Source organism: Thalassospira sp. MCCC 1A01148, assembly GCF_001613795.1.
Classification (GTDB): Bacteria; Pseudomonadota; Alphaproteobacteria; order Rhodospirillales; family Thalassospiraceae; genus Thalassospira.
The window spans coordinates 145,824-171,744 of record NZ_LPVZ01000024.1; the positions used below are offsets into that span (position 1 = coordinate 145,824).

The 25,921-nt window shown below is 55.6% G+C and carries 21 protein-coding genes; 11 read left to right on the forward strand and 10 right to left on the reverse strand.

The window, feature by feature from the left end:
- Positions 1–30 precede the first annotated feature (30 nt).
- Positions 31–768, forward strand: a complete 738-nt coding sequence (locus AUQ43_RS19705; protein ID WP_147250487.1) for a hypothetical protein — start codon at positions 31–33, stop codon at positions 766–768.
- Between the two features lie 116 nt (positions 769–884).
- On the opposite strand, the gene AUQ43_RS19710 is transcribed toward AUQ43_RS19705, so the two are convergent.
- Genes AUQ43_RS19710 through AUQ43_RS19725 form a run of 4 tightly spaced genes read right to left on the reverse strand, consistent with a single transcriptional unit; the run spans position 885 to position 5,939 of the window.
- Complete coding sequence (locus tag AUQ43_RS19710; protein WP_062958012.1) at positions 885–1,433, reverse strand: sarcosine oxidase subunit gamma; 549 nt, start codon at positions 1,431–1,433, stop codon at positions 885–887.
- Positions 1,426–4,401 (reverse strand): sarcosine oxidase subunit alpha family protein, encoded by a 2,976-nt coding sequence (locus AUQ43_RS19715; protein WP_062958013.1) that lies wholly within the window; start codon positions 4,399–4,401, stop codon positions 1,426–1,428. The genes AUQ43_RS19710 and AUQ43_RS19715 overlap by 8 nt, the downstream gene beginning before the upstream one ends.
- Positions 4,398–4,676, reverse strand: a complete 279-nt coding sequence (locus tag AUQ43_RS19720) for a sarcosine oxidase subunit delta (protein WP_062958014.1) — start codon at positions 4,674–4,676, stop codon at positions 4,398–4,400. The genes AUQ43_RS19715 and AUQ43_RS19720 overlap by 4 nt, the downstream gene beginning before the upstream one ends.
- Before the next feature lie 12 nt (positions 4,677–4,688).
- Entirely contained in the window at positions 4,689–5,939 is a 1,251-nt protein-coding gene (locus AUQ43_RS19725) for a sarcosine oxidase subunit beta family protein (RefSeq protein ID WP_062958015.1), read from the reverse strand.
- Between the two features lie 146 nt (positions 5,940–6,085).
- Here AUQ43_RS19725 and AUQ43_RS19730 point away from each other — a divergent pair, with 146 nt between their 5' ends.
- From AUQ43_RS19730 to AUQ43_RS19740, 4 genes are all read left to right on the forward strand, one after another.
- The gene (locus AUQ43_RS19730) at positions 6,086–7,096 is read left to right on the forward strand and encodes a GlxA family transcriptional regulator (RefSeq protein WP_198157192.1); all 1,011 of its coding nucleotides are present in this window, start codon (positions 6,086–6,088) and stop codon (positions 7,094–7,096) included.
- A 292-nt stretch (positions 7,097–7,388) separates the two neighbouring features.
- Positions 7,389–8,735, forward strand: a complete 1,347-nt coding sequence (locus tag AUQ43_RS19735; protein WP_062958016.1) for an ammonium transporter — start codon at positions 7,389–7,391, stop codon at positions 8,733–8,735.
- A gap of 37 nt (positions 8,736–8,772) precedes the next feature.
- Positions 8,773–8,937, forward strand: coding sequence for a hypothetical protein (locus tag AUQ43_RS20485; RefSeq protein ID WP_181838592.1), 165 nt, complete (start codon positions 8,773–8,775; stop codon positions 8,935–8,937).
- A 245-nt stretch (positions 8,938–9,182) separates the two neighbouring features.
- The gene (locus tag AUQ43_RS19740; RefSeq protein WP_062958017.1) at positions 9,183–11,567 is read left to right on the forward strand and encodes a DUF1989 domain-containing protein; all 2,385 of its coding nucleotides are present in this window, start codon (positions 9,183–9,185) and stop codon (positions 11,565–11,567) included.
- Positions 11,568–11,693: 126 nt separating this feature from the next.
- Here AUQ43_RS19740 and AUQ43_RS19745 read toward each other — a convergent pair whose 3' ends face one another.
- The 5 genes from AUQ43_RS19745 to AUQ43_RS19765 form a co-directional block, all read right to left on the reverse strand.
- Positions 11,694–13,055, reverse strand: coding sequence for an NAD(P)-binding domain-containing protein (locus tag AUQ43_RS19745; protein ID WP_062958018.1), 1,362 nt, complete (start codon positions 13,053–13,055; stop codon positions 11,694–11,696).
- A gap of 78 nt (positions 13,056–13,133) precedes the next feature.
- Positions 13,134–14,174, reverse strand: coding sequence for a DUF3445 domain-containing protein (locus tag AUQ43_RS19750; RefSeq protein WP_062958019.1), 1,041 nt, complete (start codon positions 14,172–14,174; stop codon positions 13,134–13,136).
- A gap of 14 nt (positions 14,175–14,188) precedes the next feature.
- Positions 14,189–15,154, reverse strand: coding sequence for a PDR/VanB family oxidoreductase (locus AUQ43_RS19755; protein WP_062958020.1), 966 nt, complete (start codon positions 15,152–15,154; stop codon positions 14,189–14,191).
- Positions 15,151–15,762, reverse strand: coding sequence for a dimethylamine monooxygenase subunit DmmA family protein (locus AUQ43_RS19760; protein ID WP_062958021.1), 612 nt, complete (start codon positions 15,760–15,762; stop codon positions 15,151–15,153). Before AUQ43_RS19760 ends, AUQ43_RS19755 begins: the two co-directional genes overlap by 4 nt.
- A gap of 82 nt (positions 15,763–15,844) precedes the next feature.
- The gene (locus tag AUQ43_RS19765) at positions 15,845–16,978 is read right to left on the reverse strand and encodes an aminomethyltransferase family protein (protein WP_062958022.1); all 1,134 of its coding nucleotides are present in this window, start codon (positions 16,976–16,978) and stop codon (positions 15,845–15,847) included.
- Between the two features lie 395 nt (positions 16,979–17,373).
- On the opposite strand from AUQ43_RS19765, the gene AUQ43_RS19770 reads away from it, so the two are divergent.
- From AUQ43_RS19770 to purU, 6 genes are all read left to right on the forward strand, one after another.
- Positions 17,374–18,078 carry an XRE family transcriptional regulator gene (locus AUQ43_RS19770; protein WP_198157193.1) on the forward strand — a complete coding sequence of 235 codons (705 nt, stop codon included), beginning with the start codon at positions 17,374–17,376 and terminating at the stop codon, positions 18,076–18,078.
- A gap of 118 nt (positions 18,079–18,196) precedes the next feature.
- On the forward strand, positions 18,197–19,093 hold the full coding sequence (locus AUQ43_RS19775; RefSeq protein ID WP_062958023.1) for a glutamine amidotransferase family protein: 897 nt from the start codon (positions 18,197–18,199) through the stop codon (positions 19,091–19,093).
- Positions 19,094–19,175: 82 nt separating this feature from the next.
- On the forward strand, positions 19,176–19,862 hold the full coding sequence (locus AUQ43_RS19780; RefSeq protein WP_062958024.1) for a GXGXG domain-containing protein: 687 nt from the start codon (positions 19,176–19,178) through the stop codon (positions 19,860–19,862).
- 67 nt (positions 19,863–19,929) lie between these two features.
- Entirely contained in the window at positions 19,930–21,258 is a 1,329-nt protein-coding gene (locus AUQ43_RS19785; RefSeq protein ID WP_062958025.1) for an FMN-binding glutamate synthase family protein, read from the forward strand.
- 54 nt (positions 21,259–21,312) lie between these two features.
- Positions 21,313–22,650 carry a type III glutamate--ammonia ligase gene (gene glnT / locus AUQ43_RS19790; protein ID WP_232310759.1) on the forward strand — a complete coding sequence of 446 codons (1,338 nt, stop codon included), beginning with the start codon at positions 21,313–21,315 and terminating at the stop codon, positions 22,648–22,650.
- Positions 22,651–22,731: 81 nt separating this feature from the next.
- Complete coding sequence (purU, locus tag AUQ43_RS19795; protein ID WP_062958026.1) at positions 22,732–23,616, forward strand: formyltetrahydrofolate deformylase; 885 nt, start codon at positions 22,732–22,734, stop codon at positions 23,614–23,616.
- An 86-nt stretch (positions 23,617–23,702) separates the two neighbouring features.
- On the opposite strand, the gene AUQ43_RS19800 is transcribed toward purU, so the two are convergent.
- On the reverse strand, positions 23,703–25,868 hold the full coding sequence (locus AUQ43_RS19800; protein ID WP_062958027.1) for a dihydroxy-acid dehydratase: 2,166 nt from the start codon (positions 25,866–25,868) through the stop codon (positions 23,703–23,705).
- Positions 25,869–25,921 lie beyond the last annotated feature (53 nt).

Below are 25,921 nucleotides of genomic sequence, written 5' to 3' on the forward strand. Positions count from 1 at the left end.
GCACCACAACAAAACGGAGTTACCAAAACCATGTTCGGTTTTTATGAGTTCTATGTGCATGCATTCGGGATCGGCATTCCACTTCTTGCTGTCGCGATTGCCAGCATGGGTGCATTTCGCGCTTCCCTGACAGCCAATCAAATCGCTGTATTTGTGACTGCCTCTGCAGTTGTCCTTGGGGCGTGGTTTGCTGCTGTCCTGCCGTTCTCTCGGTCGGGGGTTTTCAATGTCCCCGCCGAAATTGGCGACCCACCCTATGTCCTGATGTTTCTGTTCGGCGGCGCGACCCTGATCTGGGGCCTTGCCTGGCTGACACCGCTTGGCAGACGCATCACCGAAGCCACCCCCCTGAGTTCAATCGCCGCGTTTCAAATCCCGCGCATAATGGGTGGGCTGTTTCTGATCGGATGGATCGCCGGGGATATTCCAGCACTGTTTGCTTTGCCTGCGGGACTGGGAGACATTCTTGCCGGGATTGCCGGATGGCAAGCAAGTCGCGCACTTGCCAAAGGGGAACCGAATGCAAGATCCCTTCTGGCACGCGCGATCTTCATCGGGATCGCCGATTTCTTCTTTGCTGTCCTGTTTGGGATTATTACGTCACCGGGATTTGCCCATCTTTATGCACTGGATGCACCAAACATCATCAATGCCTATCCGCTTGCAATGTTCCCGGCGTTTTTCGTTCCGATTTTTCTTGGCTTCCATTTCATCGCAATCTCCCGACTACGTCAGGAATCCGCAATGGAATCAAAAGCGCACGCATGACCGCGCGCAAATAAATTGATCACGCCACAAACGGGCGGAGCACTTAAATGCTCCGCCCCTACCGTGTTTTGTTTGAACCGAAACGCCGATGAACGAACATACCCCGCGATGTCCATTCAAGGGTGGCGGAACTCTGCGGCCATATGTTGCAATTCATCCCACAGGGTGCTCGCAAAGCTGCGCAAAACAATAAGTTCGAAACTGTCATCCGCAGTACGGGTGATCATTGCGCCGATATGCCCGATCTGGGTCATGGTCGACTGACCAATTGCAAACATCTCTGGCGACAGATCGACCATGGTGCCCTTGGCCAGAACGCTCCGCGATGATGCGCCGAAAAGCACCATGCGTAATCGCCCATGCGTCTGATCGGCCAGAACGAACTGTTCAGGGATTTCGGCCTGAATTTCGGCAAGCCGACTATCCGATACATCAGCGCCACCAACCCAGAACCATTGATTTGGTGACGGGCTTCGCAGGTCGGTGCCAAGTTCCGGGGCAATTTTTACAAGTGCCTGCTTCAGGTCGACTTCATTGCTGTTGGCATCGCCCAGAACATGAAAGACAAAACCGTCCCTGATCGGAGCAAGGTTGATCGATGCCCCCGCGCCTGCCGCGTCATTGGACGGGAATGCGAAACGGTTTTCTAATGGATATTCATGCATGAAGTTTCTCATTTTCCGGATCAACGAAGGCAGGATCACACAGGATGCCGGTGACAGTCGTTCCGGCCAGACCATTCCAGATAACAACTTCCTCGCCGTGACGTTTGGGGCCGTTTTTAACCAGCGCCAAACCAACCGGATGCCCCAATGTCGGTGAATGACACATCGAGGTGACATAGCCCTGATCATTGGCAAGGCTGACATCGTCACCGGGATTAAGGATATGCGATCCGGTGGCGAACTTGTCAGACGGCGATTTCGGCTTGATCCCGACAAGCGACGGGCGTGATGGATCGACCAGCCCTTCGCGCAGGTTCATGACCCGGCCAATGAAATCATCCTTCTTGGCTGACACCATCCTGCCCATGCCCAGATCGGCAGGTGTGACCGTGCCGTTAATTTCAGCGTGCGTGACATGGCCCTTTTCAATCCGCATCACGCCAAGGGCCTCTGTGCCATATGGCGCAATACCGAATTCTTCGCCCGCTATCATAACGGCATCCGCAACGCTTTCGCCATATCCGGCAGGCACCGCGATTTCATAGGCGAGTTCGCCCGAGAACGAAATTCGGAACAACCGCCCCTTCAGGCGTCCCCCAAACATCGATACCTCGCGCGCAGCCAGGAACGGGAATGCCTCGTTCGAGATATCGTCATCAATGATTTTGGACAGCACCTCACGCGACCTGGGTCCGGCGACCGCCATCTGCGCCCATTGGTCGGTGGCGGATGCCAAACGGACATCCAACTCCGGCCACAGCACCTGCGCACAGAATTCCAGATGGGTCAAAACCCCGGCGGCAAGGGCCGTCGTCGTCGTCATGAAGTAATGATTTTCGCCAAGACAGCTTGTCGTGCCGTCATCGTATACAAAGCCATCCTCGCGCAGCATGATGCCATAGCGCGCCTTGCCCACCGGCAGTTTCAGGAAGGCATTGCAATAAACCCGGTTCAGGAACTCTGCCGCATCGGTGCCAAAAACCTCGATCTTGCCAAGGGTGGACACATCACAAATGCCGACCTTGGTTCGCACGGTATTGACTTCACGATCCACGCTATCACGCCAAAAGGTCTCGCCATCCTTCGGGAACCAGCTGGATCGGTACCAAAGCCCGGTTTCAACGAACTTTGCACCATGGCGTTCTGCCCAGCCATGCAGCGGTGATTTGCGCACCGGCTGAAAATCCATTCCCTTGGACGCCCCGACCAGCGCACCGAAACATACCGGCGTGTAAAACGGACGGAAGGTTGTTGTGCCGATTTCGCCGGGCGAAACACGCTTGTTTTCGGCCAGGATGCCAATGGCGTTTACATTCGATGTCTTGCCCTGATCCGTTGCCATACCATTGGTGGTATAGCGTTTGGCAAGTTCGACATGATCATAGCCTTCGCGCATGGCAAGCGTGATGTCGGATGCCGCAACGTCATTCTGGAAGTCAACAAACGCCTTGCCCTTGCTTGATGCCACCCGCCAGACCGGCTGGATGTGATCGACTGTTTCCGCGGTCTGCTCGACCCCCGGAAGTGATGCGGCCTCGCCCATCACACCCAGTTCCGCCAACGCCTTGACGGCGGCAACGCCACCGGCTGCAAAACAGGCAGCAATACCAGCTTTTCCGGCAACTGCCCCGCAAGGCGTCATGCCATCGGTCTTTTCCGGCGGCATGAAACCGATATGCGCGTCCGACCAGACAGGTTTGCCTCCGCGATGGCAGGCCAGATGCACAATCGGGCTGTACCCGCCTGATACGCCAAGGGCATCAACCGCAATCACTTCGTCACTGCCATCGTCATGGCGCACCGTGATCGACTTGATCGCCCTGCGACCCGCTGTATCACGCACCATCGCACCGGCAATCAGGCGCGCCTTGCCCGCGTAGTTAATGTTCGGGCAGGTGCGCGGATCAATGATCGCGGCAACCTCGATACCACGCGCCTCAAGGTCCACCGCGGTTTGATAGGCCTGACTGTTATTGGCAAACAACGCCACCCGTTTGCCCGGTGCCACGCCATAGGCATTCAAATAGGTGCGCATGGCCCCGGCCATCATCACACCGGGCCGATCATTGCCACCAAAGACAATCGGGCGTTCTTCCGCCCCGGTCGCCAGCACCACCTGTCGCGCGACAATCCGCCACAGACGTTCCATCGCACGGTGCGGGTTGATCTCGTTCTCTGGCAGATGCTTCTGCACCCGTTCGACCGCGCCAAACACCTGATCGTCATAGGCGGCAAAAACGGTGGTGCGTTTTCTGATCTCGACATTGGGAAGCGCGTGCAATTCACCAATGATATCGGCAAGCACCGTGTCGGCTGGTTTACCACCCACCGGGCTTCCTTCGGCCAGGAAACCACCGCCAGGTTGCGCCCCTTCATCAGCAATGATCACCCGCGCCCCGGCCCGCCCGGCCGTCAGGGCAGCAGCAAGCCCAGTTGGTCCTGCCCCGATCACCAAAAGATCACAATGCGCCCAGCATTTTTCGTAATAGCCGGGATCGGGATCATAGCTTGCCCGCCCCAAACCAGCAGCCTTGCGGATCAAGGGCTCATAGACCTTTTCCCAAAAGGCGGCTGGCCACATGAATGTCTTGTAATAGAACCCGGCGCCCAATAGCGGCCCAAGCAAACCGTTGGCCGCCCCGATATCAAAACTGACATTCGGCCAGCAGTTCTGCGATCGCGCCTCAAGACCGTCATACAGTTCTGCCATGGTCGCACGGGTATTGGGATCACGCCTCCCGTCACGCCCGATGGTCAGAAGGGCATTGGGTTCCGCCGCCCCGGCGGTCAGGATGCCGCGTGGCCGGTGATATTTGAAACTGCGGCCAACCAGCTGCTTGCCATTCGCCAAAAGGGCGGATGCCACCGTATCGCCGCCAATGCCACTCAGGGCTTCGCCGTTAAAGGTGAAGCGGCGCACATCACTGCGGTCAATCAGCGTACCGCCTTCAATCCGGAAACTGGTCATCGCGCACCCTCCGTCTTCAAGGTGCTTGCATCGACCACATCAGACGTTTCATGGGTCAGGGTATTACGGCTTAAAACCAGCCAGCGACGACAACCGCCCGCATGATGCCAGTATTCGCGATGTTCACCACGCGGGTTGTCGCGCAGGTAAACATGATCAAACCAAGTGGCTTCATCGGCACCGGCACTTGGGCGCGGAGCGGCGACTTCGCCGCGGATTGTGAATTCCTCGCGTGGGCGCAGGCCGCAATGAGGACATTTGACAAGACTACTCATTTCCAAACTTCCTCAATGCAGGTTCGCCTGGGCACCAACGCCCTTTTCGTCCAGAAGGTATCCGCGTGCAAAGCGGTCCATGCGAAATGCGGTTGCGGTTTCATGCGGCGTATCGGTTGCGAGCAAATGGGCAAAGCAATATCCCGACGCCGGGGTTGCCTTGAACCCGCCATAACACCAACCACCATTGAAATAGAGATTGCCAAGATGGGTGCGATCCATGATCGGCGATCCATCCATGCTCATATCCATGATCCCGCCCCAACTGCGCAGGATACGCACCCGGGAAAGTGCGGGTATCATCGCCATACCAGCCTCGGCCACATGTTCCACGCACGCAAGGTTTCCGCGCTGGGCGTAGGAATTATAGCCTTCGATATCCCCGCCAAACACAAGGCCACCCTTGTCAGATTGCGACACATAGAAATGCCCCGCACCAAATGTGACCACGGTATCGATGAACGGTTTCAATCCTTCGGACACAAAGGCCTGCAAGGCGTGGCTTTCAATCGGCAGGCGCATATCGACCATTTTGGCGACATGGCTTGAACTGCCTGCCACCGCCATGGCGAGTTTGTTGCACGTGATCGCACCGCGTGTGGTTTGAACCCCGGTGATTTGATTGCCATCGCGGTCAATGCCGGTGACTTCGCAATTCTGGATGATATCAACGCCGTTCTGATCGGCCCCGCGCGCAAAGCCCCACGCAACGGCGTCATGGCGCACCGTGCCGCCGCGCGCCTGCATCAGCCCGCCCATGATCGGGAAACGGGCATTCTCATAGTCCAGAAATGGCAGCTTTTCACGCAGCTGATCACGGTCAAGAAGTTCCGCATCCACCCCATGCAGACGCATGGCATTGCCACGCCGCGTGTAGGCATCGCGCTGGGCATCGGAATGGAACAGATTGATCACGCCGCGCTGGGACACCATGGCGTTGAAATTGAAATCCTGCTCAAGGCCTTCCCACAGTTTCATCGAAAACTCGTAGAACGGGTTGTTGCCTTCAAGCAGGTAGTTGGATCGAATGATCGTCGTATTCCGCCCGATATTCCCCGATCCGAGATAGCCCTTTTCAAGCACGGCAACATTGCGCACGCCAAACACCTTGGAAAGGTAGTAGGCGGTTGCCAATCCATGCCCGCCACCCCCGATGATGATCACATCGTAATGGGGTTTTGGATCCGGATTGCGCCATGCCGGCTTCCAGTTCTTGTTCTTGGAAAACGCATTGCCAAGCAATGACAGGGCTGAGTAACGCATCATCGATCTTTCGCTGTTGCCCGCATCGGTTATGTGCGGTCATGACCAATCAATCTTGACAGAGACGGGAATTGCAGCTTGTCTTATAAAGACATCGAATAACACAAATGCGACATCAGCATATTATTGTCGGGACAAAGGCCATCATGACAGCGGAAACCCAATCGAAGGCCATGCCTGCCGCGCGCGCCGGACAACCTGGCACCAAACCGGTTCCGGCGACGCAGCATATCGGGTTTATGCTTCTGCCCGACTTTGCCTTGATGTCCTATGCCTCGGCGATTGAGCCTTTGCGCGCAGCCAACCTTCTGGCCGGTCAACCGATCTACAAGGTTCTGAATTATTCTGCGACGGGCGGGAATGTCCTGTCCTCTTCCGGCACGATGGTCCCGACAACCCCGCTTTCCCAAGCCCCGACCAGCCTGCACACCCTTTTTGTCTGTGCTGGCGGACATCCGTCGCAATGGCAAGCACCGGGCATGCTGGGCAGTTTGCGGAAACTGGCATTGTGGGGCGTGCGCATGGGGGGCATTTCAAGCGGGGCTTATGTTCTGGCCGCTGCCGGGCTTCTGGGTCAGCGACGGTTTACCATCCATTGGGAACATGCCCCCGCCCTGATCGAAGCGTTTCCCGACCTGGAACCCGAACGCGCCCGCTTTGTCATTGACGCTGATCGTATCACGTGTGGTGGCGGGGTGGCCCCGCTGGACATGATGCATGCCATGATCGCCGAAAATCTTGGGTCGGATTTTGCCACCCGCGTCTCGGACTGGTATCTGCACACCCAGGTTGGGCAATCAGGCGGGTCGCAGCGCGCGTCGCTTGCCGAACGCTACAACCTGCATCATCCGGGATTGCTTCGGGTTCTTGAAAAGATGGAAACCACCATCGAGGACCCGAAAACCCGTGACGAGATGGCCCGGTTTGCTAGGCTTTCGACCCGCCAGCTTGATCGGCTATTTGATCAGCATCTGGGCAAGTCGTTTCTGGAAACCTATCGACAGGTTCGCCTTGAACACGCGCACAAGCTTCTGACGCAAAGTGCCCTGACCATTTCCGAAATCGCCTTTGCCACCGGTTTTTCCAACAGCAGCCATTTTTCGCGCAGCTACAAGACAGTTTATGGTGTGAAACCAAGCGAAGCACGCCGTCACTGACGCCGCACGGATCCCCGACGCCCTATCCAACCGACGGGCGCATTTCCAACGCCCAATTCCGACAGAATCGGCATAACGCCACGAGTCTGCATATTTGATATGCAGTCAATTCTGACGTCTATTTTTTGCGCAAATTCCTTATAATTCAATTTAGCGTTTTTATAATGCATTGTTTTTATTGATTTTATTGCATCGCACAACAAAAAACACATTATAACTTGTTCACTAGAAGGAATTGATTTTTAATAAAAGGAATGTCCATCGGGGGGCATTATGTGATGGAGAGACTAAAATGGAACAATCCGTACCAGAGTTGATGGCAAGGCTGGACAGCCTTGAAGCATCGCTCAGCATGGCAACGACCATCAATTCCGAAGTATTCTATTGGTGGTGTACTGCACTGATGCTTGCCATCCACGCAGGCTTCCTTGCGTATGAAATGGGTGCATCGCGCGCGAAGAACGCGCTGGCATCCGGCATGAAAAACCTGATCGCTTTCGCATTCCTGGTCCCGACCTTCTATTATGTAGGTTGGTGGATCTATCTTGCGTTTCCGACAGGCTTCACGATTTCCGACGGTTCCGAGGCAGGCCTGCCCTGGAGCGAATATATGGGGCCGAACCTGACCGATAACGCATCGGGCATTTTCTATGCGGCCTTCACGCTGTTTGCTGCAACCACCGCCTCGATCATGTCGGGCTCGGTGATCGAACGTATCCGTATTTCCGGCTTCACGATCCTTGCGATCTTCCTGGGCTCGGTTGTCTGGATTCTTGGCGCATCCTGGGGCTGGCACCCGGATGGCTGGCTCACCACCGAGTGGGGCCTGCATGACGTTGGCGCGGCGGGTGCCGTTCACACCGTGGCTGGCTTCTTTACCCTTGGTGTTCTGATCAACCTTGGTCCGCGTATCGGTCGCTTCAATGCCGATGGTTCGGTCAACAACATCGACGGTCACAACATGCCGATGTCGCTGATTGGCCTGATGCTTATCGTTATGGGCTTCTTCGGCTTCCTTGGCGGCTGCATCATCTATACCGGCGACACCTGGATGACCATTTACAACACCCCGGCAACCCTGTCGGCATTCGCATTCAACACCCTGATGGGCGTTGCAGGCGGCATGATCGGTGCGTATCTGGTCACCCGCGATCCGTTCTGGATGATGTCCGGTGCCCTGATCGGTGTGATCTCTTCTGCACCAGCACTTGACCTTTACTATCCGGGTCTTGCCTTCCTGGTCAGCTTCGGCGGCGGCTGTGTCATGCCGAAACTCAACGACATCCTGGTCGAGAAATTCAAAATCGACGATGCCGTTGGTGCTGTTGCCGTTCACGGCTTTGGCGGTGTCTGGGGCCTCGTGATGGCCGGTATCTTTGCGTCGGGTTACCCGAACGTTGCCGGTCCGGAGATCTCGTTTGTTGGTCAGCTTTCAAGTGCTGTCGTCTTCATGATCCTTGGCTTCGCACCGGGTTACGTTCTGTCCCTGGTTCTGAAGGTTGTTGGTCTGCTGCGCGTTTCTGAAAACGCAGAGCTGGCTGGCCTCGACAAGGCTGAAGTTCCGGCAAGCGCATATCCGGAAAGCTCTGTTCCGGCAGCGTTCACCAACGATCCGACTTCGCCGACCCCGGCCGAGTAATCGCGATCTGAATTATTCGAGACAAGGAAACTGAAAAATGAATACAGCTCCGCTTACAACCTGGGAAGGTGCAGAAGCTTACTTCACCTTCGCAGACAAGCCGGCACTGCTTGTTCTCTTCACGCTGGTTGGTATCGGTGTGTGCGTATGGACCATCGCTTCGATGGCCCGTCACGAGAGCAAAGCCTACAAAGACATGTAATCTGATTGACGTGAAGCAGGACCATTCTGCCCTGAACCTTAAGGTGCTGCTTCGCTCAACCGGCACAGCGAGAGGCCAGTATCAAAACTGGCCTCTCTGCCTTTGTGCAAAAGACGAAATATCCAAGAAGAATTCCGGCACGCCTGATCGGCATGCCAACAGGGGAAACAGGCCAACTCCCGATCCGGTTCTTCGGGCCATCTGACTTCCCGTCGCTTTCAGATCATTCACCGTACGAGGCCATAATGATCGATCTCACCCGTCCGCCGGAAACCTATCCTCATTCAGTCCGCGCCGCGCGTCCCAGTCGCATCATCAATGCAGGACGAACCGCCATGGCGCGCAACCGCGAACGCTATGAAATTCCCGGACGCGGTGCGATCATGATTTCCGTGCGCGCGGGCGATCAACTTGGTCTTCGAAACTGCGAAGGCATGCAAACCGTTGAATTGGTGGGCCTGACCACAGCCGGTAAACCCTGCCCTGGTATCTTTGATCAAATGCCCTACGGCGCGCCGCAAGGATTGATGGAGCTGCTGAACGCGCCGTTTGATAACAGCCTTGGCCGCTTTGCCCAAACGCTGCGCCGTCGTAACATCCGCCTTGAAGACTGTCGGGCGCAACGGCTGTTTGGAAATGGCAGCCCGCCGAGCGACACAGTGGAAATGACCGTGCATCTGGATGGCTTTGTCATCATTGCCACGCCTGCGCCACTGATGCAGATTGACGCGCACAACACCGCAACGCCGATCACCGCACTGGTCAAACGCGCCCATCATTCTGATAGCTACAGCTTTGCGCTGCCCGATCCGCTGGCCGATCCGGTGGTAGATTTGCGTGTTCATTCCTCGACCGCCGAGGCCTATGAAATCAAGGCCGGGGACTATATCCAGATTCTGGACGTCGACGGGCGGCAATGCACCGATTTTCAGTGCTTTGATGCGCGCAAACTTGACCGCGGCATACAGAACCCGCTGGATGTGACCACCACACGCACATTGATGGGCCACGCCTATCCAATGCCGGGTCTGCACGGCAAGTACTTTGATCAGGATATGGACCCGCTGGTCGAGGTCGTTCAGGACACCTGCGGACGTCATGACGCGTTTGCCATGGCCTGTGCGGCGAAATATTACGATGATATCGGCTATCCCGGCCACGTGAACTGCACGGACAACTTCAACGCAGCCCTTGCCATACATGGCGTTGATCCGCGACCCGGCTGGATGGCGATCAACTTCTTTTTCAACACTGGTATCGATGATCACGGCGTGATGTATGCCGATCAGCCCTGGTCGCGTCCGGGCGATTATGTGTTGCTGCGCGCAATGACGGACCTTGTCTGCGTCTCGTCAGCCTGCCCGGATGATACATCGGCGGCCAATGCGTGGAAACCGACCGACATCCATATCCGAAGCTATGACGGCAAAGAAAAATTCACCCATGCCGTTGCCTGGCGCCCGACTGCAGAGGCCGAAGCAAAAATGACCAAAGAAACTGCCTTCCACCCGCGTCTGAGTGAACTGACCCGCAACTTCGTCGAATATAAGGGCTTCTGGCTGGCGCATGAATATACCGGCCACGGCATGATCGAAGAATATTATGCCTGCCGTGAAAAGGCGGTGGTGATTGATCTGTCTGCTTTGCGCAAGTTTGAAATCACCGGACCTGACAGCGAAACGCTGATGCAATATTGCCTGACGCGCAATGTCAAAAAGCTTGGTATCGGACAGGTTGTCTATTCCGCGATGTGTTATCCGCATGGCGGCATGATTGATGATGGTACGCTGCTGCGTCTGGGTCAGGATAACTTCCGCTGGATTTGCGGTTATGACTACAGTGGCGTGTGGCTGCGTGAACAGGCCGAAAAGCTTGGCCTCCAGGTCCTGATCCGCTCATCAACCGATCAGATGCACAATATCGCCGTTCAAGGCCCCGAAAGCCGTGAGATCCTCCGCGAAGTGATCTGGACACCCGCGCATCAGCCCAAGTTTGATGAAGTCGACTGGTTCAAATTCACCATCGGCCGGATCGGTGACGCCAAAGGCGCACCTGTGGTCGTCTCACGCACCGGCTATACCGGCGAACTGGGCTACGAAGTTTGGTGCCACCCCAAGGACGCAGCCACCGTCTTTGACGCCGTCTGGGACGCGGGCAAGCCACACGGGCTGACGCCGATGGGGCTGGCCGCTCTTGATATGGTCCGTATCGAGGCGGGCCTGATCTTTGCCGATTATGAATTCTCCGATCAGACCGACCCGTTTGAAGCCGGGATCGGCTTTACCGTGCCGCTGAAGTCCAAGGAAGATGACTTTATCGGGCGTGATGCCCTGATCCGGCGCAAGGAACATCCATCGCACAAACTGGTAGGCATCGAGATTGATGGCAATGTCACGGTCGGCCATGGCGATTGCGTCCATATTGGCCGCGCCCAAATTGGCGTAATTACCAGTGCCGTCCGATCGCCCATTCTTGGCAAAAACATCGCCCTTGCCCGGGTCGACATTGCACATGCCGATATCGGGACAGAGGTCGAGATTGGCAAACTGGACGGCCATATGGTTCGCCTGCCCGCCACCATCACAGCCTTCCCGCATTACGACCCGAAAAAGGAAAAGCCACGGTCCTAGGGACTGTGGCATCCAGGCCCGAAAAGAAACCCCGCCGCCATAACGGCTGCGGGGGTGACTGCGAGTTTGGTTAAGGGAGACGGCGGGCTTCCGCCCGCTTCTTTAAAGGTCTTGCAATACGGCTGCCTATTCGGCAGCCGTTTTCTTTTCGATCTGCAAATAGGCTTCAAGGCTGTCATCAAGCTCGTCCAGCCACGGTGTGTGATGGGCCGGTGACATAGTGCCCGTCATCAGGGACCGATAGGACTTGTTGCGATAGCCCATGATGTCGTCGGCCTTGTCATGCTCCCACTCTTCGAAGGTCTTGTTCACCCCTTCGATGTCGAACATCGGATAGTCCGTCATTTCGATCAGATGGGCGGTGTAATCCCCCTGGAACCAGATCATGTCATGATCGTCTTTCAGGCCTTCCTCGCGATCCCGCCAGGCTTTGCTGTCGGCCTTCATCTCATCCTTCGAGGGCAGAGGAATGCGCCCCATGATGACATCGCGGGCAAACCATGCCTGCGCGTCAAACATGTTAAAGGTATAGAACTGGTCCTGCATGCCAAGATACATCATCTTCGGATTTTCTTCCCAGACGACACCCTTATAAAGGCCCAGCGGCCACAGGCGGTTATCTGTCTTCAGGCGCAGATCATCGGTCAGGAACGGGAAGTAATGCTGATAGCCGGTGCACAGAATGATCGCATCAACATCGCGCGATGAGCCATCCTTGAAATAGGCGGTATTGCCATCAACCTTGGTCAGAAGCGGCACTTCGGCCCAGTTATCAGGCCAGTCAAAACCGATCGGATTGGTCCGGTGGCTGACCGTGACGGATTTACAGCCATACTTGTAACATTGCGATCCGATATCCTCGGCCGAATAGGACGTGCCGATGATCAGGATATCCTTGTCCTTGAATTCCAGTGCATCGCGGAAATCATGGGCGTGCAGAACGCGCCCGCCAAAGGTATCAAAACCCGGAAATTCCGGCACATTCGGGGTCGAGAAATGACCATTGGCAACAATCACATGATCAAACTCCTCGGTCGAAACCACATCACTTTTCAGATCATGAGCCGTCACCAAAAATGTTTGGCTTTCCTCGTCAAACTCAACGGTGCGGACCGGTGTTCTGAAACGCACCCATGGCCGGACGTTGGCCTTTTCAACGCGCCCTTTGATGTAATCCCAAATCACCGCGCGCGGCGGATAGGATGCGATGGGTTTGCCAAAATGTTCCTCAAACGTGTAGTCGGCAAATTCAAGGCATTCCTTTGGCCCGTTTGACCACAAATAGCGATACATCGACCCATGGATCGGTTCGCCATATTCATCAAGACCGGTGCGCCAGGTGTAGTTCCACAAGCCACCCCAGTCTTCCTGACGTTCAAAACACACTATTTCGGGGATTTCGGCCCCTTTGGCGGCAGCAGATTGAAACGCACGCATCTGCGCCATGCCCGACGGACCGGCGCCAATAATCGCAACACGAAGTGTCATAGCCTTAATTCCCCAATAAAAGCGTTATTCGTTTCCTCCGTCCGGCTTTCTGCCGGTTCGTTTTTCAGGGTCAAAGCCCTAGTCGGGGAAAATCCCCGGTGACGTCGGCGCGCCGTCGTCAAATTGTGAAAGCCATTCGACCAGGATCGGGTGGTAGCGTGACAGCCCCTTGTAATCGACAAGTTCAGGCCGAAGATCACGCATCACACGATGCAGGCGACGCGCCCATTTCGGCTGGGTCACCACTTCGTTCATCGCCATCAGATATGTGCGAATGGGAAACAGGATCGCGTTGGAGCGCGGCAGACGCCAAAACGTCTGAAGCTCCACGCGCAGATGGATCTTTTCGCCGATATTCTCGGGCGTCACTGTCAGTTTGTCCGGGCCCCATTTGGGATAGTTTTCAGGGCTGGTATCCAGACGTGGATTAACGGTCAGCGTCCAGTTCAGGCGCCGCGATGGCTGGCCTTGTGGCAGGGTCAGAAGGAATTTCAGCGCACGCTGGAACACACCCAGTTCGTGGGCAAGCGGGACAGGCGCATGCCATTCAAAGAAATTCATGCCAATGTCGAAATCAAGCGACCAGTCGGCCTGTGCCGTGATGATCCCGGCATCCATCCAAAGATTGCCATCGCGTTGATCAAGGATAGCGTGATCGCCTTGAACCTGACGTCCGATATATTCCATCGGGTGGCAGGGCAGTGTCGAACTGTCACCAAAGGTAAAGGTATCGTCGATCTGAAGCGGCTTGTTGATCCAGTGCCAGCGATCACCATCCATGGTCAGTTTGAACAGATCAGGATAATCGCGCGCCTTGGACACCATCACGAGTTCAAGGAAATCCCACCCGGCGGTTTCCATATGCGGCAGGGCCTGGCACCGACCGGGATCCTCGGCCAGAACAAGGGCGCGGTCCTTCATTTCCGCGACGTAATGTTCATCAACATCGAACGCATTTTCAAACGGGCTGCCGGCACGCGCAGCATGATGCGGTTCGATATTGGTGGAATACATATATTCGTCTTCCGGGAACGGAAACGGAAAACGCGGAATGTTTGACGGGCTGTTGGCGTAGGTGAAATCACCGCGGAAGGTTTCGTCTTTAAACTGGATTGTCATGGCTGAAATCCCCTTTACAGATCAAGTTCAAGGCGTTTGCCACGGAACCGCGAAACACACGGCATGATCCGCTGCTTGGCTGCGCGCTGTTCTTCATCAAGCCAATGGTCGTTGTGCATGATCTCGCCGTCACAGGCGACGACAACCGTTTCGCATTGACCACATGCCCCGCCCCGGCACATGCAATTGATCGGGGTTCCCGATGCCTCGACCGCTTCAAGCAGGCTTTGCTCCGCACCCACCGTGATATCAATCCCGGCCTTGGCCAGATGCACTTCAAAGGGCTCGCCAACCGGCGGGGCCAGGAAGTGTTCAAAATGAACGTGTGCTGCAGGCCAACCAAGACTTGTGGCGGTTTCAACCACCCGTTCGATCATGCCCTTTGGGCCGCAAACATAAACGTGCGTGCCCAGTGGCTGACTGGATAGAAGGGTTTCGAAATCAACGCTTTCGCCCTGATCGTCGCAATAGCACGACACATGATCGCCAAAACGATCTGCAAGGCTGTCCATATAGGCCGCCTGAGATGCTGAACGCGCGGCATAGTGCAGTTCAAACGGCACGCCAAGTTTATCGGCCTGCGTCATCTGTGCGATGAACGGCGTGATGCCGATGCCGCCCGCAATCATCAGATGCTTTCTGGCGCGCAAGTCGAGCGCGAACAGATTGACCGGGGCAGAGATTTTCATCTGCATACCGGGTGTGACCTGTTCATGCATGAATTTCGATCCGCCACGCCCGGTATCGTCGCGACGTACTGAAATGGCATACTGGTCACGCTCGAACGGGGAACTCATCAACGAATAGGGATTTTTGCGTTTGGTGCCATCATCAAGCATCTCGACAACGATATGCGCCCCGCCCGAAAAGGCGGGCAGTTCATCGCCATTCACGTGCTTGAATTCGAACCGTTTAATGATCGGGTTGACCTCGACCACATTGCTGACGACAACCGGAATCAAATGATCGGACGCACTCATTTGAACACCTCCTTGATCTCGATTTCTTCAGACGGGTCTTCGGCATTGATGCAGCCCCCCTGAAACGCCGCCAGTCGACGTGAATAGTGATCGCGCACGAGCAGAAGCAAATCGCAAGACGGGCATTTGACCGGCTGCGTGGTGACATCCTCGATCATGGTTTTGCAATGAACACACTGGACACGACGTGCCAAACTGCCGCGATGCTCACACTGCACCGCTGTATGATCGAGGCCGCATGCTTCGCCCTTGGCAACGCCCTGCCCGACAAGGCCTTCGGTCCCGGCAAGATAAAGCTGGCTGCCCATCTTGGCGTCTGACAGCCATTCACCAAGCTTGGCGACGGCGTCGTCAATGGTCGGGAAATGTTCGAACCGGTTGGCGCCGAGCGCATAAAGTGACGTGATCAGCGCAGTTTCGCCCGGGGTCGGTACATACAGGATATGTACCTTTTCCATCATGTCGCGGGGCAATTCCTGCACGACCCGAATGACACATTCGGCACCGGATGCATCGGCCAGAAAATAATGCGCCAGACCGGGCACAATTTTTAACGCGCCATAGGTCGGGCGGGAGATAATGCTTTCTTCTATCAAACTCTCAGACATGGTAGCGGGTCCCATTCTGTCAGAAACCACAAGGATCAGGGCGTTTGATCCGGGGGCCTCTGACAGCCCCCGGTCGCCGACCTTAACCCTTGGCTGTTCTTTTCAATTTTTTGGGGTCATCAAATGGCATGGTATGGGCCATTCCGCCGAGCATGCCTTTTTCACCGGTCACTTCAAGACGCACACCCTGTTCGGCGCAATCGACCGCCAGACGGGCAATGGCCATGGTCTGATCCTTGAGCGGTGAATACATCGCACAGGTCACAACGCCGACCTTGGCCCCGTCCTTGAACACCTCGGCCCCTTCGGCCGGGACTTCCTTGCCATCAAACAGGATGCCAAAGATCTTGAAGCGTTCCTTGCCTTTCAGGCGGTAATGTTCCTCGGCACCGCGGAAACCGGTCTTGCCCGGGCTGACGGTGAAATCAAGGCCAAGCTCCCACAGGGTATCGCCCGGACCTTCGTTTTCGAACGGGTACATCTGCGAGTTATCATAGGGATAAAACAGCAGGTAACTTTCAACACGCAGCATATCAAGCGTGGTAAAGCGGGTCGGGATAATGCCCATATCCTTGCCCTCGGCAACGATGCGATCCCAGATCATTCCGGCATCCTGTGCGCGGCAGAAAATCTCATAACCACGTTCGCCGGTGTAACCCGTACGTGAAATCATCACAGGCGCGCCAAACAACTGGGTCTGTGTATGATGGAAATAGGGCAGATCGCGAATGCCCGGCACATATTCCGCCAGGTAATCCACCGCAAGCGGTCCTTGCAGTGACAAATCATGCAGGTTGTCATCAAAACGAACCGATACATCACGGCCAATCGCGGCCTTGGTCAGTTCTTCGTGGCCGGTGCCCGATCCGTGGACAACCATCCATGAATTCGGCCCCATGCGATAGATCACGCAGTCATCGGTGAACTTGCCCTGATCATTGAGCATGCAGGCATAGACCGATTTGCCCGGATAGATTTTTTCAACATTGCGCGTGGTGGCATAGTCGATCACGTGGGATGCGTGCGGGCCGGTGATATGAACCTTTTTCAGACCCGAAACATCCATGATCCCGGCTTTGGTACGGATCGCGATATATTCCTCATCCCAGTCCTTGTCATAGGTCCAGGCCGTGCCCATCCCGCTCCAGTCTTCAAGATTGGAACCAAGCGCACGATGCCGGTCGGCAAGGGCTGAAAATCTCCAGCTCGCAGTCATAATGATGGCCTCCTGATATGATTGCCTCTGCGCACAATCAGCGCGCTATTTTCGGCTTATTTTGTTCTATATTTTGGCGGCATCTTGTTCGCGAACGCAATAATTATTTTTCATTTTATTCAAATTTTATTCCTGCAAGGCTATTTTCTGCGGCATCGCAACAACTTCGCTTAAAGCCATTGGTATAGGGAATTGGGATTTTTATTTTCCCTGTAGTTGATAAATATTTCCTGCCAGTGTAAGTCATGCAGTGGCGTATAAGCGATCCGGGATGGCAAAAGTCCGGACCTCATACGACCGCCATAAAAGCAGGCCCGATCAACGGACCGTTTTGAGGAAACCAGAAACGAGCAGGACCCGCACCGGGAAAAACCGGTGACGGAGGACAAGCCAGAATGGCAAGCACCAATAAAAACCAAGCACCGCACACCACCGACAAAAGCGACCAAGGATCAGGCATGGATTCCATGAGCAAACCCGCCGCCCTCACCCAGGACCCGCACGCGCTTCGCGAACCAAAGGAAAACAATCTGGAAATCGCCATCGGCCATGAAGTCCGTGCGCTGCGCAAGAAACTGGGCATCACAATTTCCGACCTGGCCTCGGCAACGGGCATTTCAATGGGGATGCTGTCCAAGATAGAAAACGGTGTGACATCGCCATCCCTGACATCGCTTCAGGCACTGGCAAGTGCGCTGGGTGTGCCTCTGACTGATTTCTTCCGCCGCTATGAAGAGCCGCGCAATGCGGTCTTTGTCAAAGCCGGTGAAGGTATCGCGATCGAGCGCCGCGGCACACGTGCGGGCCATGAATACAACCTGCTGGGTCATATCGATAACAACACCAGCGGCGTTGTGGTTGAGCCGTATTTGCTGACCCTGACCGAGGAGTCGAGCAGCTTCCCCGCCTTCCAGCATGAAGGCATGGAGCTCATCTATATGCTTGAGGGTGAAGTCCGCTACCGCCATGGCGATCAGCTTTACTACATGAAAGAAGGCGACAGCCTGTTCTTTGATGCAGATGCCCGCCACGGACCGGAAGAACTTCTTTCATTTCCAATACGTTACCTGTCGATCATCTGCTATCCCGCCCGTGGATAAGCATTCACTCTGGTGAAAACATCAATTCACTGAGAAGAAATTTTTATTCTTCTTAGTTGATTCCGCATTCGCGAACAGGTAGTCTCCATTTCAGAAACAGAATGGAGACTGTCCTGCCATGTGCGGCATTGTTGGTTTATTCCTCAAAGATAAAAGTCTGGAACCGCAACTCGGCACTTTGTTGTCGGAAATGCTGGTGACCATGACCGACCGTGGTCCCGATAGCGCGGGCATCGCAATTTATGGTGCGGACCAGAATGATCTGGTCAAACTCACGATCCAGTCTCCGGCCCCGGAAACAGATTTTGCCGGACTGACCGAAGACCTGCGCAAGGCCGGGGTCACAAATGCATCGATCCTGCCGAAAAGCACCCATGCCGTCATAACGGTTTCAAGCGACCAGCTTGATGTGACCCGGACGGCCCTTGAAGAACTGCGCCCGGATGTCCGCATCATGGGAACCGGGAGCGCGATGGAAATCTACAAGGAAGTCGGCCTGCCCAAGGACGTGCTTGAACGTTTCAAGATTTCCGACATGACCGGCACCCATGGCATTGGCCATACCCGGATGGCCACCGAAAGTGCCGTCACCACCCTTGGTGCCCACCCCTTCTCGACCGGATCGGACCAGTGCCTGGTGCATAATGGTTCACTGTCAAACCACAACAACCTTCGCCGCGAACTGACCCGCGAAGGCATTCGCCTTGAAACCCAGAATGACTCAGAAGTCGCAGCGGCCTATCTGACCGGTGAAATGGCCAAGGGCAAGAACCTGGGAGAGGCACTGACCAGTGCGCTTGATGACCTTGATGGCTTCTTCACCTTTGTGGTTGGCACCAAATCGGGCTTTGGCGTTGTGCGCGATCCGATTGCCTGCAAACCAGCCGTGATGGCGGAAACCGATGCCTATGTCGCATTCGGGTCCGAATACCGCGCACTGGTCAACCTGCCGGGCATTGAAGACGCCAAGGTGTGGGAGCCGGAACCGGCCACCGTTTACTTCTGGGAACACTGATTAACACGAACCCTGTCGGCTGCTGCGATGGCGCGCCGACCCGACCGCTGACACATCGCGGTCAACTGAGGAAGGAACACACATGCCAGTGTTTGATCTTGCAACCACCGAACTGCGCGCGCTCAATCAGGCGCTTCATGCGCTTGATAAAAGTGGTGCGAACGAGGATTTCGAAGTCACCAATCCGCGTGGCTCGCATGCTGTTGCCGTTGGCATTGACGCACCCGTCAATGTCACGATTGACGGCAGTGTCGGCTATTACTGTGCGGGCATGAACGAACAGGCCACCATCACGGTCAAAGGCAATGCCGGCCCCGGTGTGGCGGAAAACATGATGTCGGGCAAAGTCGTGATCAAGGGCGATGCCAGCCAGTATGCCGGGGCCACCGCCCATGGCGGATTGCTGGTGATCGAAGGCAATGCATCCTCGCGCTGTGGCATTTCGATGAAAGGTGTCGATATCGTCGTCAAGGGCAATATCGGCCATATGTCGGCCTTCATGGCGCAGTCGGGCAACCTTGTTGTTCTGGGCGATGCCGGCGATGCGCTGGGTGATTCGCTTTATGAAGCGCGCCTTTTTGTGCGCGGCACGGTCAAAAGCCTCGGTGCCGATTGCGAGAAAAAGGAAATGCGGGCCGAACATATCGAACTGCTGACCAAGCTTCTTGCAGATGCAGGCATCACGGATGTGAAGCCCGAGGAATTCACGCGCTATGGCTCGGCCAGAACACTTTACAACTTCAGTGTCGATAATTTCGACGCCTATTGATGCGGCACGCTGAAAGCTGCGCAGCAAATCAAACTTGCGCATTTCAGCCCAAAGACAGGATCAGAACATGAGCTACAAAAATCCCGTTACGACGCCGCGTAAATCGGCAACGTTTGATGATTATACCCTTTCTGAAATCCGCCGGGCTGCTGCGACCGGCATTTACGACATCCGCGGTGGCGGCGCCAAACGCAAGGTCCCGCATTTCGACGACCTTTTGTTCCTTGGGGCATCCATGTCGCGTTACCCGCTCGAAGGCTACCGCGAGAAATGCGAAACCGCCGTCACGCTGGGTACGCGTTTTGCCAAGAAACCGATCGAACTTAAAATTCCGATCACCATTGCCGGTATGAGCTTTGGCTCCCTGTCCGGTCCGGCCAAGGAGGCGCTTGGACGCGGCGCATCTGCTGCTGGCACCTCGACCACCACGGGCGATGGCGGCATGACCGAGGAAGAGCGCGGCCATTCCACCCAGCTTGTTTATCAGTACCTGCCGTCACGCTATGGCATGAACCCGCGCGACCTGAAACGTGCCGATGCAATTGAGATTGTCATTGGTCAGGGCGCAAAACCGGGCGGCGGCGGTATGTTGCTGGGTCAGAAGATTTCAGACCGTGTTGCCGAAATGCGCAACCTGCCGATGGGCATTGATCAGCGATCCGCCTGCCGTCATCCCGACTGGACCGGCCCGGATGATCTTGAGATCAAAATTCAGGAAATCCGCGAAATCACCGATTGGGAAAAGCCGATCTTCATCAAGGTTGGTGGCGCACGCCCCTATTATGACGTGGCCCTTGCGGTCAAGGCCGGTGCCGATGTCATCGTGCTTGATGGTATGCAGGGTGGCACGGCAGCCACCCAGGAAGTCTTTATCGAACATGTCGGTCAGCCAACCCTTGCCTGCATCCGCCCGGCGGTAAAAGCATTGCAAGACATGGGCATGCACCGCAAAGTACAGCTGATCGTTTCGGGCGGCATCCGCAATGGTGCCGATGTTGCCAAGGCACTTGCCCTTGGCGCAGATGCTGTTTCCATCGGGACTGCGGCCCTTGTCGCGATTGGGGATAATGACCCGAAATGGGAAGAAGAATATAACGAACTTGGCACCACCGCTGGTGCCTATGACGATTGGCATGAAGGTCGTGATCCCGCAGGCATCACGACACAGGATGCCGACCTGATGAAGCGGGTTGACCCGATTGCCGCCGGGCGGCGACTGGCCAACTATCTGAAGGTCATGACCCTCGAAGCGCAAACAATTGCGCGCGCCTGCGGCAAAAATCATGTGCACAACCTCGAACCCGAGGATCTCTGCGCACTGAATATCGAAGCGGCCGCCATGGCTGGTGTACCGCTTGCCGGAACCAACTGGGTTCCGGGTCAGGGAGGATTCTAGAACAGTTAACGTACCACCGGACCCGGTGCGCCTTCTGGCGCGCCCGGGGAACCGATGGATATTGATAAAATTCGTCAGGGGACTTCGATGACCAAGGATCTATCAGCCTTTGCCCGGGAACGCGGCATCAAATACTTCATGATCAGCTTTACCGATCTGTTTGGCGGACAGCGCGCCAAACTTGTCCCGACCCAGGCAATTGCCGACATGCAGGAAGAAGGTGCGGGCTTTGCCGGTTTCGCCACATGGCTTGACCTCAGCCCGGCCCACCCCGACATGTTCGCCATTCCTGATCCGGATTCTGTCATCCAGTTGCCCTGGAAACCGGAAGTCGCATGGGTTGCCGCCGATTGCATCATGGAAGGCACACCGGTCGAACAGGCACCGCGCAACGTGCTGAAAGCGCAGATCGCCAAGGCGGCAGAACTTGGCCTGAATGTCAAAACCGGGGTTGAGGCGGAATTCTTCCTTGTCACCACCGACGGGTCGGAAATTTCCGACCCGGCCGATACGGCGGAAAAGCCCTGTTACGACCAGCAGGCTGTCATGCGCCGCTATGACGTCATCGCCGAGATTTGCGATTACATGCTTGAACTTGGTTGGGGTGCCTATCAGAACGACCATGAAGACGCCAATGGTCAGTTTGAAATGAACTGGGAATTTGATGACGCACTTAAAACTGCAGACAAGCATTCCTTTTTCAAGTTCATGGTCAAATCGATTGCTGAAAAACACGGTCTTCGCGCAACCTTCATGCCCAAGCCCTTCCCGGGCCTGACCGGCAATGGGTGTCATTGCCATGTTTCGGTCTGGGACAATGATGGTGCCAATGCCTTTGCCGATGACGACATGCCATTTGGCCTGTCAGCGAAGGGCAAGACTTTCCTTGGCGGGATCATGAAGCATGCCTCTGCCATGGCGGTGATCACCAACCCGACGGTCAATTCCTATAAGCGAATCAACGCCCCGCGCACCATGTCCGGTGCGACCTGGGCCCCGAACACCGTGACCTGGACGGGCAACAACCGTACACACATGGTGCGTGTGCCGGGACCGGGCCGTTTTGAACTGCGCCTGCCTGATGGCGCCACCAACCCGTATCTGCTTCAGGCCGTAATCATTGCCGCGGGTCTGGATGGCATGGCAACCAATGCCGATCCGGGACCGCATTACGATATCGACATGTATCAGGAAGGTCATCTGATCAAGGATGCGCCGCGTTTGCCGCTGAACCTGCTTGATGCCCTGCGCGAGATGGGATCAAACACAGATCTCCAACTTGCGATGGGCAAGGAATTCTCGAGTGCCTACCTCAAGCTCAAACAAACCGAGTGGAATTCTTATGTTTCTCACTTTTCCCGCTGGGAACGTGAGAACACACTTGATATTTAATGCTTCTGCCCGGCCTCATCTTATTCCCCGATGGACGGGGCCGGGCAATTTTGATTACAGCAAACGAGAAAGCCAAACGCGATGAAAAGCTACGTCCTGACCGTTTCCTGCGACTCTCAACGCGGGGTGGTTGCTGCTATTTCGACCTATTTGGCCGAACATGGCTGCAACATTACCGACAGCTCACAGTTTGACGACCAGGAAACCGGTCTGTTCTTTATGCGGGTCGCCTTCGTAAGCGAAGAAGGTGTTGATCAGGAAACGCTGGCCAAAGGCTTTGCGGGTCCGGCGTCAGAGCTTGGCATGACGTATGAGATCCACGACAGTTCCGAGAAGATGAAAGTTCTTCTGATGGTGTCGCGCTTTGGTCACTGCCTGAACGATCTGCTTTACCGCTGGAAAATCGGTGCACTGCCGATTGATATCGTTGGTGTGGTATCAAACCACCTTGATTATCAGAAGGTGGTCGTTAATCACGACATTCCGTTCCACCACATCCCGGTGACCAAGGATAACAAGCCGGAAGCCGAGAAAAAGCTGCTTGATCTCGTATCGGATTACGATGTCGAACTGATCGTTCTCGCACGCTACATGCAAGTCCTGTCAGACAGCCTGTGCAAGAAGATGAGCGGCAAGATCATCAACATTCATCATTCCTTCCTGCCAAGTTTCAAGGGTGCCAACCCGTATCGACAGGCCTATGTGCGCGGGGTCAAACTGATTGGGGCGACCGCACACTATGTGACCGCCGATCTTGATGAGGGTCCGATCATCGAGCAGGACATTGCGCGCATCACCCACGCCCAGAACTCTGCCGATTATGTGTCGATTGGCCGTGATGTTGAAAGCCAGGTGCTGGCACGTGCCGTCCACGCGCATATCCACCACCGTTCATTTATCAACGGCAACCGGACAATTGTTTTCCCGCCAAGTCCGGGAAGCTATGCATCAGAACGCATGGGCTAAGTGCCCCAGGATCAGCTCAAACGAAAACGCCCCGGCCAGACATGGCACGGGGCGTTTTCCGTTCTTGCATCAAGACCCGGTGGTGCTTAGCGCCAGGATTTGGTTGCACGCCGGTCCACAGCACGGGGAACAATGCCACGCGCAGCATTCCCGATAGCGTCAAGCACATTGCTTGCCGCAATATCGCACTGGCGATCTGCCATACGCTTGAACCGTTCGTCAAATAGCGGCTTGCGATCTGCGATTTCACGCGGGTCGGATGCTCGTTCCTGACCTTTTTTGAAGGCTTCGGGCTCCAACCAGTCAAGTGTCAACCTGGTCAAATCAAGGCGAAGCACGTCACCATCTTTGAGATAGCCGACCGCCCCACCTGTAAATGCCTCTGGCACCATATGGCCGATGCAGGCCCCTTTGGTCACCCCGGAATAACGGCCATCCGTAATCAGCATTGATGATGCTTCAAGGATGCGATGGTGTCGCAGGTTCTGGGACGGAGAGAACATTTCAGGCATGCCATATGCTTCTGGCCCCTGCCCGCCAATGACAAAGGCAAAGGACAGGTGCCCCTGCTCAAGCATGTCCTTTGGCGCATCCATATCCACGCGGTTTCCGCCATTTCGCTGAACGATGGCAGATATCAGATCTTCATCCACGCCATCGGTTTCAATCAGTCGGGAAATCAAATCCGGCGAGGCAAAATCCGCATTGCAGACGTGCTCGTTTTCGTAATAGCGCACGATGAATACGTGATCATCAAAGTGCGAAAGCAAATGATCACTCATGCCCGATGTCTTGACCGCACAGTTTTCAAAGAAGCTGCCCGTAAGAACATCAACACCTGAACGCTGCCGGACTGGTGTTGCGCGAATAACCGACGCATCACCAAGAGAGAGATCAACCGGGTTTTCAAGGTCGGCGATCCGCTCCGCCCAGGATTTGCCAAGGACAGTTGGCGCATCAAGGTCCATCGCAACCCCCAGATCGGCAAGAACACGATAGATGCTTTCCATGCCCCGATTTTTGCCTTCGGCCATTTGCTGCGCCAGAACAAAGGTATCGCGGTTTTCCGTCAGGCTGTGGGCGAAAATCTCGGGCACAGGTGTCTGGGTGCGGACATCCTGATAATCGTCAATCGAGATATCGAAACCGGCATAGCGCATCATGAAGGGCAAATGCAAAAGCATGTTGCTGCTTGAACCGGTTGCGTTGTGAATGCGCACAAAATTGGCGAAGTTGGCCTTAAGCAGGTTGCCGATGGCATATTCCGGCTTGTTGAAAACCCCGAACAGGGCATCAACCCCCGCTGCAACGGCCTCGAACGGCGGGACATCGGTCAGCAATTCCAGTTCAGGCGGGGTCAGACCAAAGGCCGCCAGCATGGTCCGCGAAGAATTTCCGGTCCCGTTAAAGGCACAGATACCGCCCTTTGAATCACAAGTCGCCGTCGCAAGCTCATCAAGCACCTTGCGTTCCTGCGCTGCGTCGATGATCCCAAGCAACCTTGCACGTTCGAGCAAACCGGCAAAAGCCTCGTCAGAGGTACATTGCAGGATATATCGCATGTTTTCGCGGATATCCGCGCCAAGGTCGTCATGCCCGGCTGCATCGGCGTCCGCTGCAATACGATCAAGCAACCGCCGGGTTCCATCGGGAATTTCACCGCCTTTAAGAACGTGGGATGGCGCAAACACCGCCCAGACCGGCGCCTGATCACCACGCCAGGCGCGTGCATGATCGGCCGCGGCCAAACCGGCAACCACCGCAGCAGGCGACTTGTCGCACCCGGCAATCACATAGGCCGCATGATAGCTGTGACCTTCAAAGGTGATATTGACTGCCGCCGCAGTGTGGTTGCGCGACGCCAGTGAATAACTTTGTCCGATATTGTTTTGCGCTGTGCCATCACAAATGACCGGGACATGAAACAGGAAGGGAACACCCCCCATTTCCCAAATGCGAATTGCCGCCATCAATGCCTGTGGACGGTCCAGAAGATGGGCCGGATGATCCGGTGCACCGCCGATGATTGCGATCCGCGGGCGGTTTTCCACCAAACGTCCGACGACATCCTTGATCTCGGGCACGACAAAACCACGATCACGGCCAACAACCGGGTTCTCATTCACCGCATCACGCAGCAGACGGACCACTGTGATCGGTTGATTTGCCAATCCCTGAATGCAGTCGCGATACGGGTTGGCTTTTTCATCAATGATGATCGGGGTATTAGGCAGGTTTGCGGGCGACGACATATTGTTTTTCCAAGTTCGAACAGTGGCCTTCGGGCTTACACCCGTCAAAACAG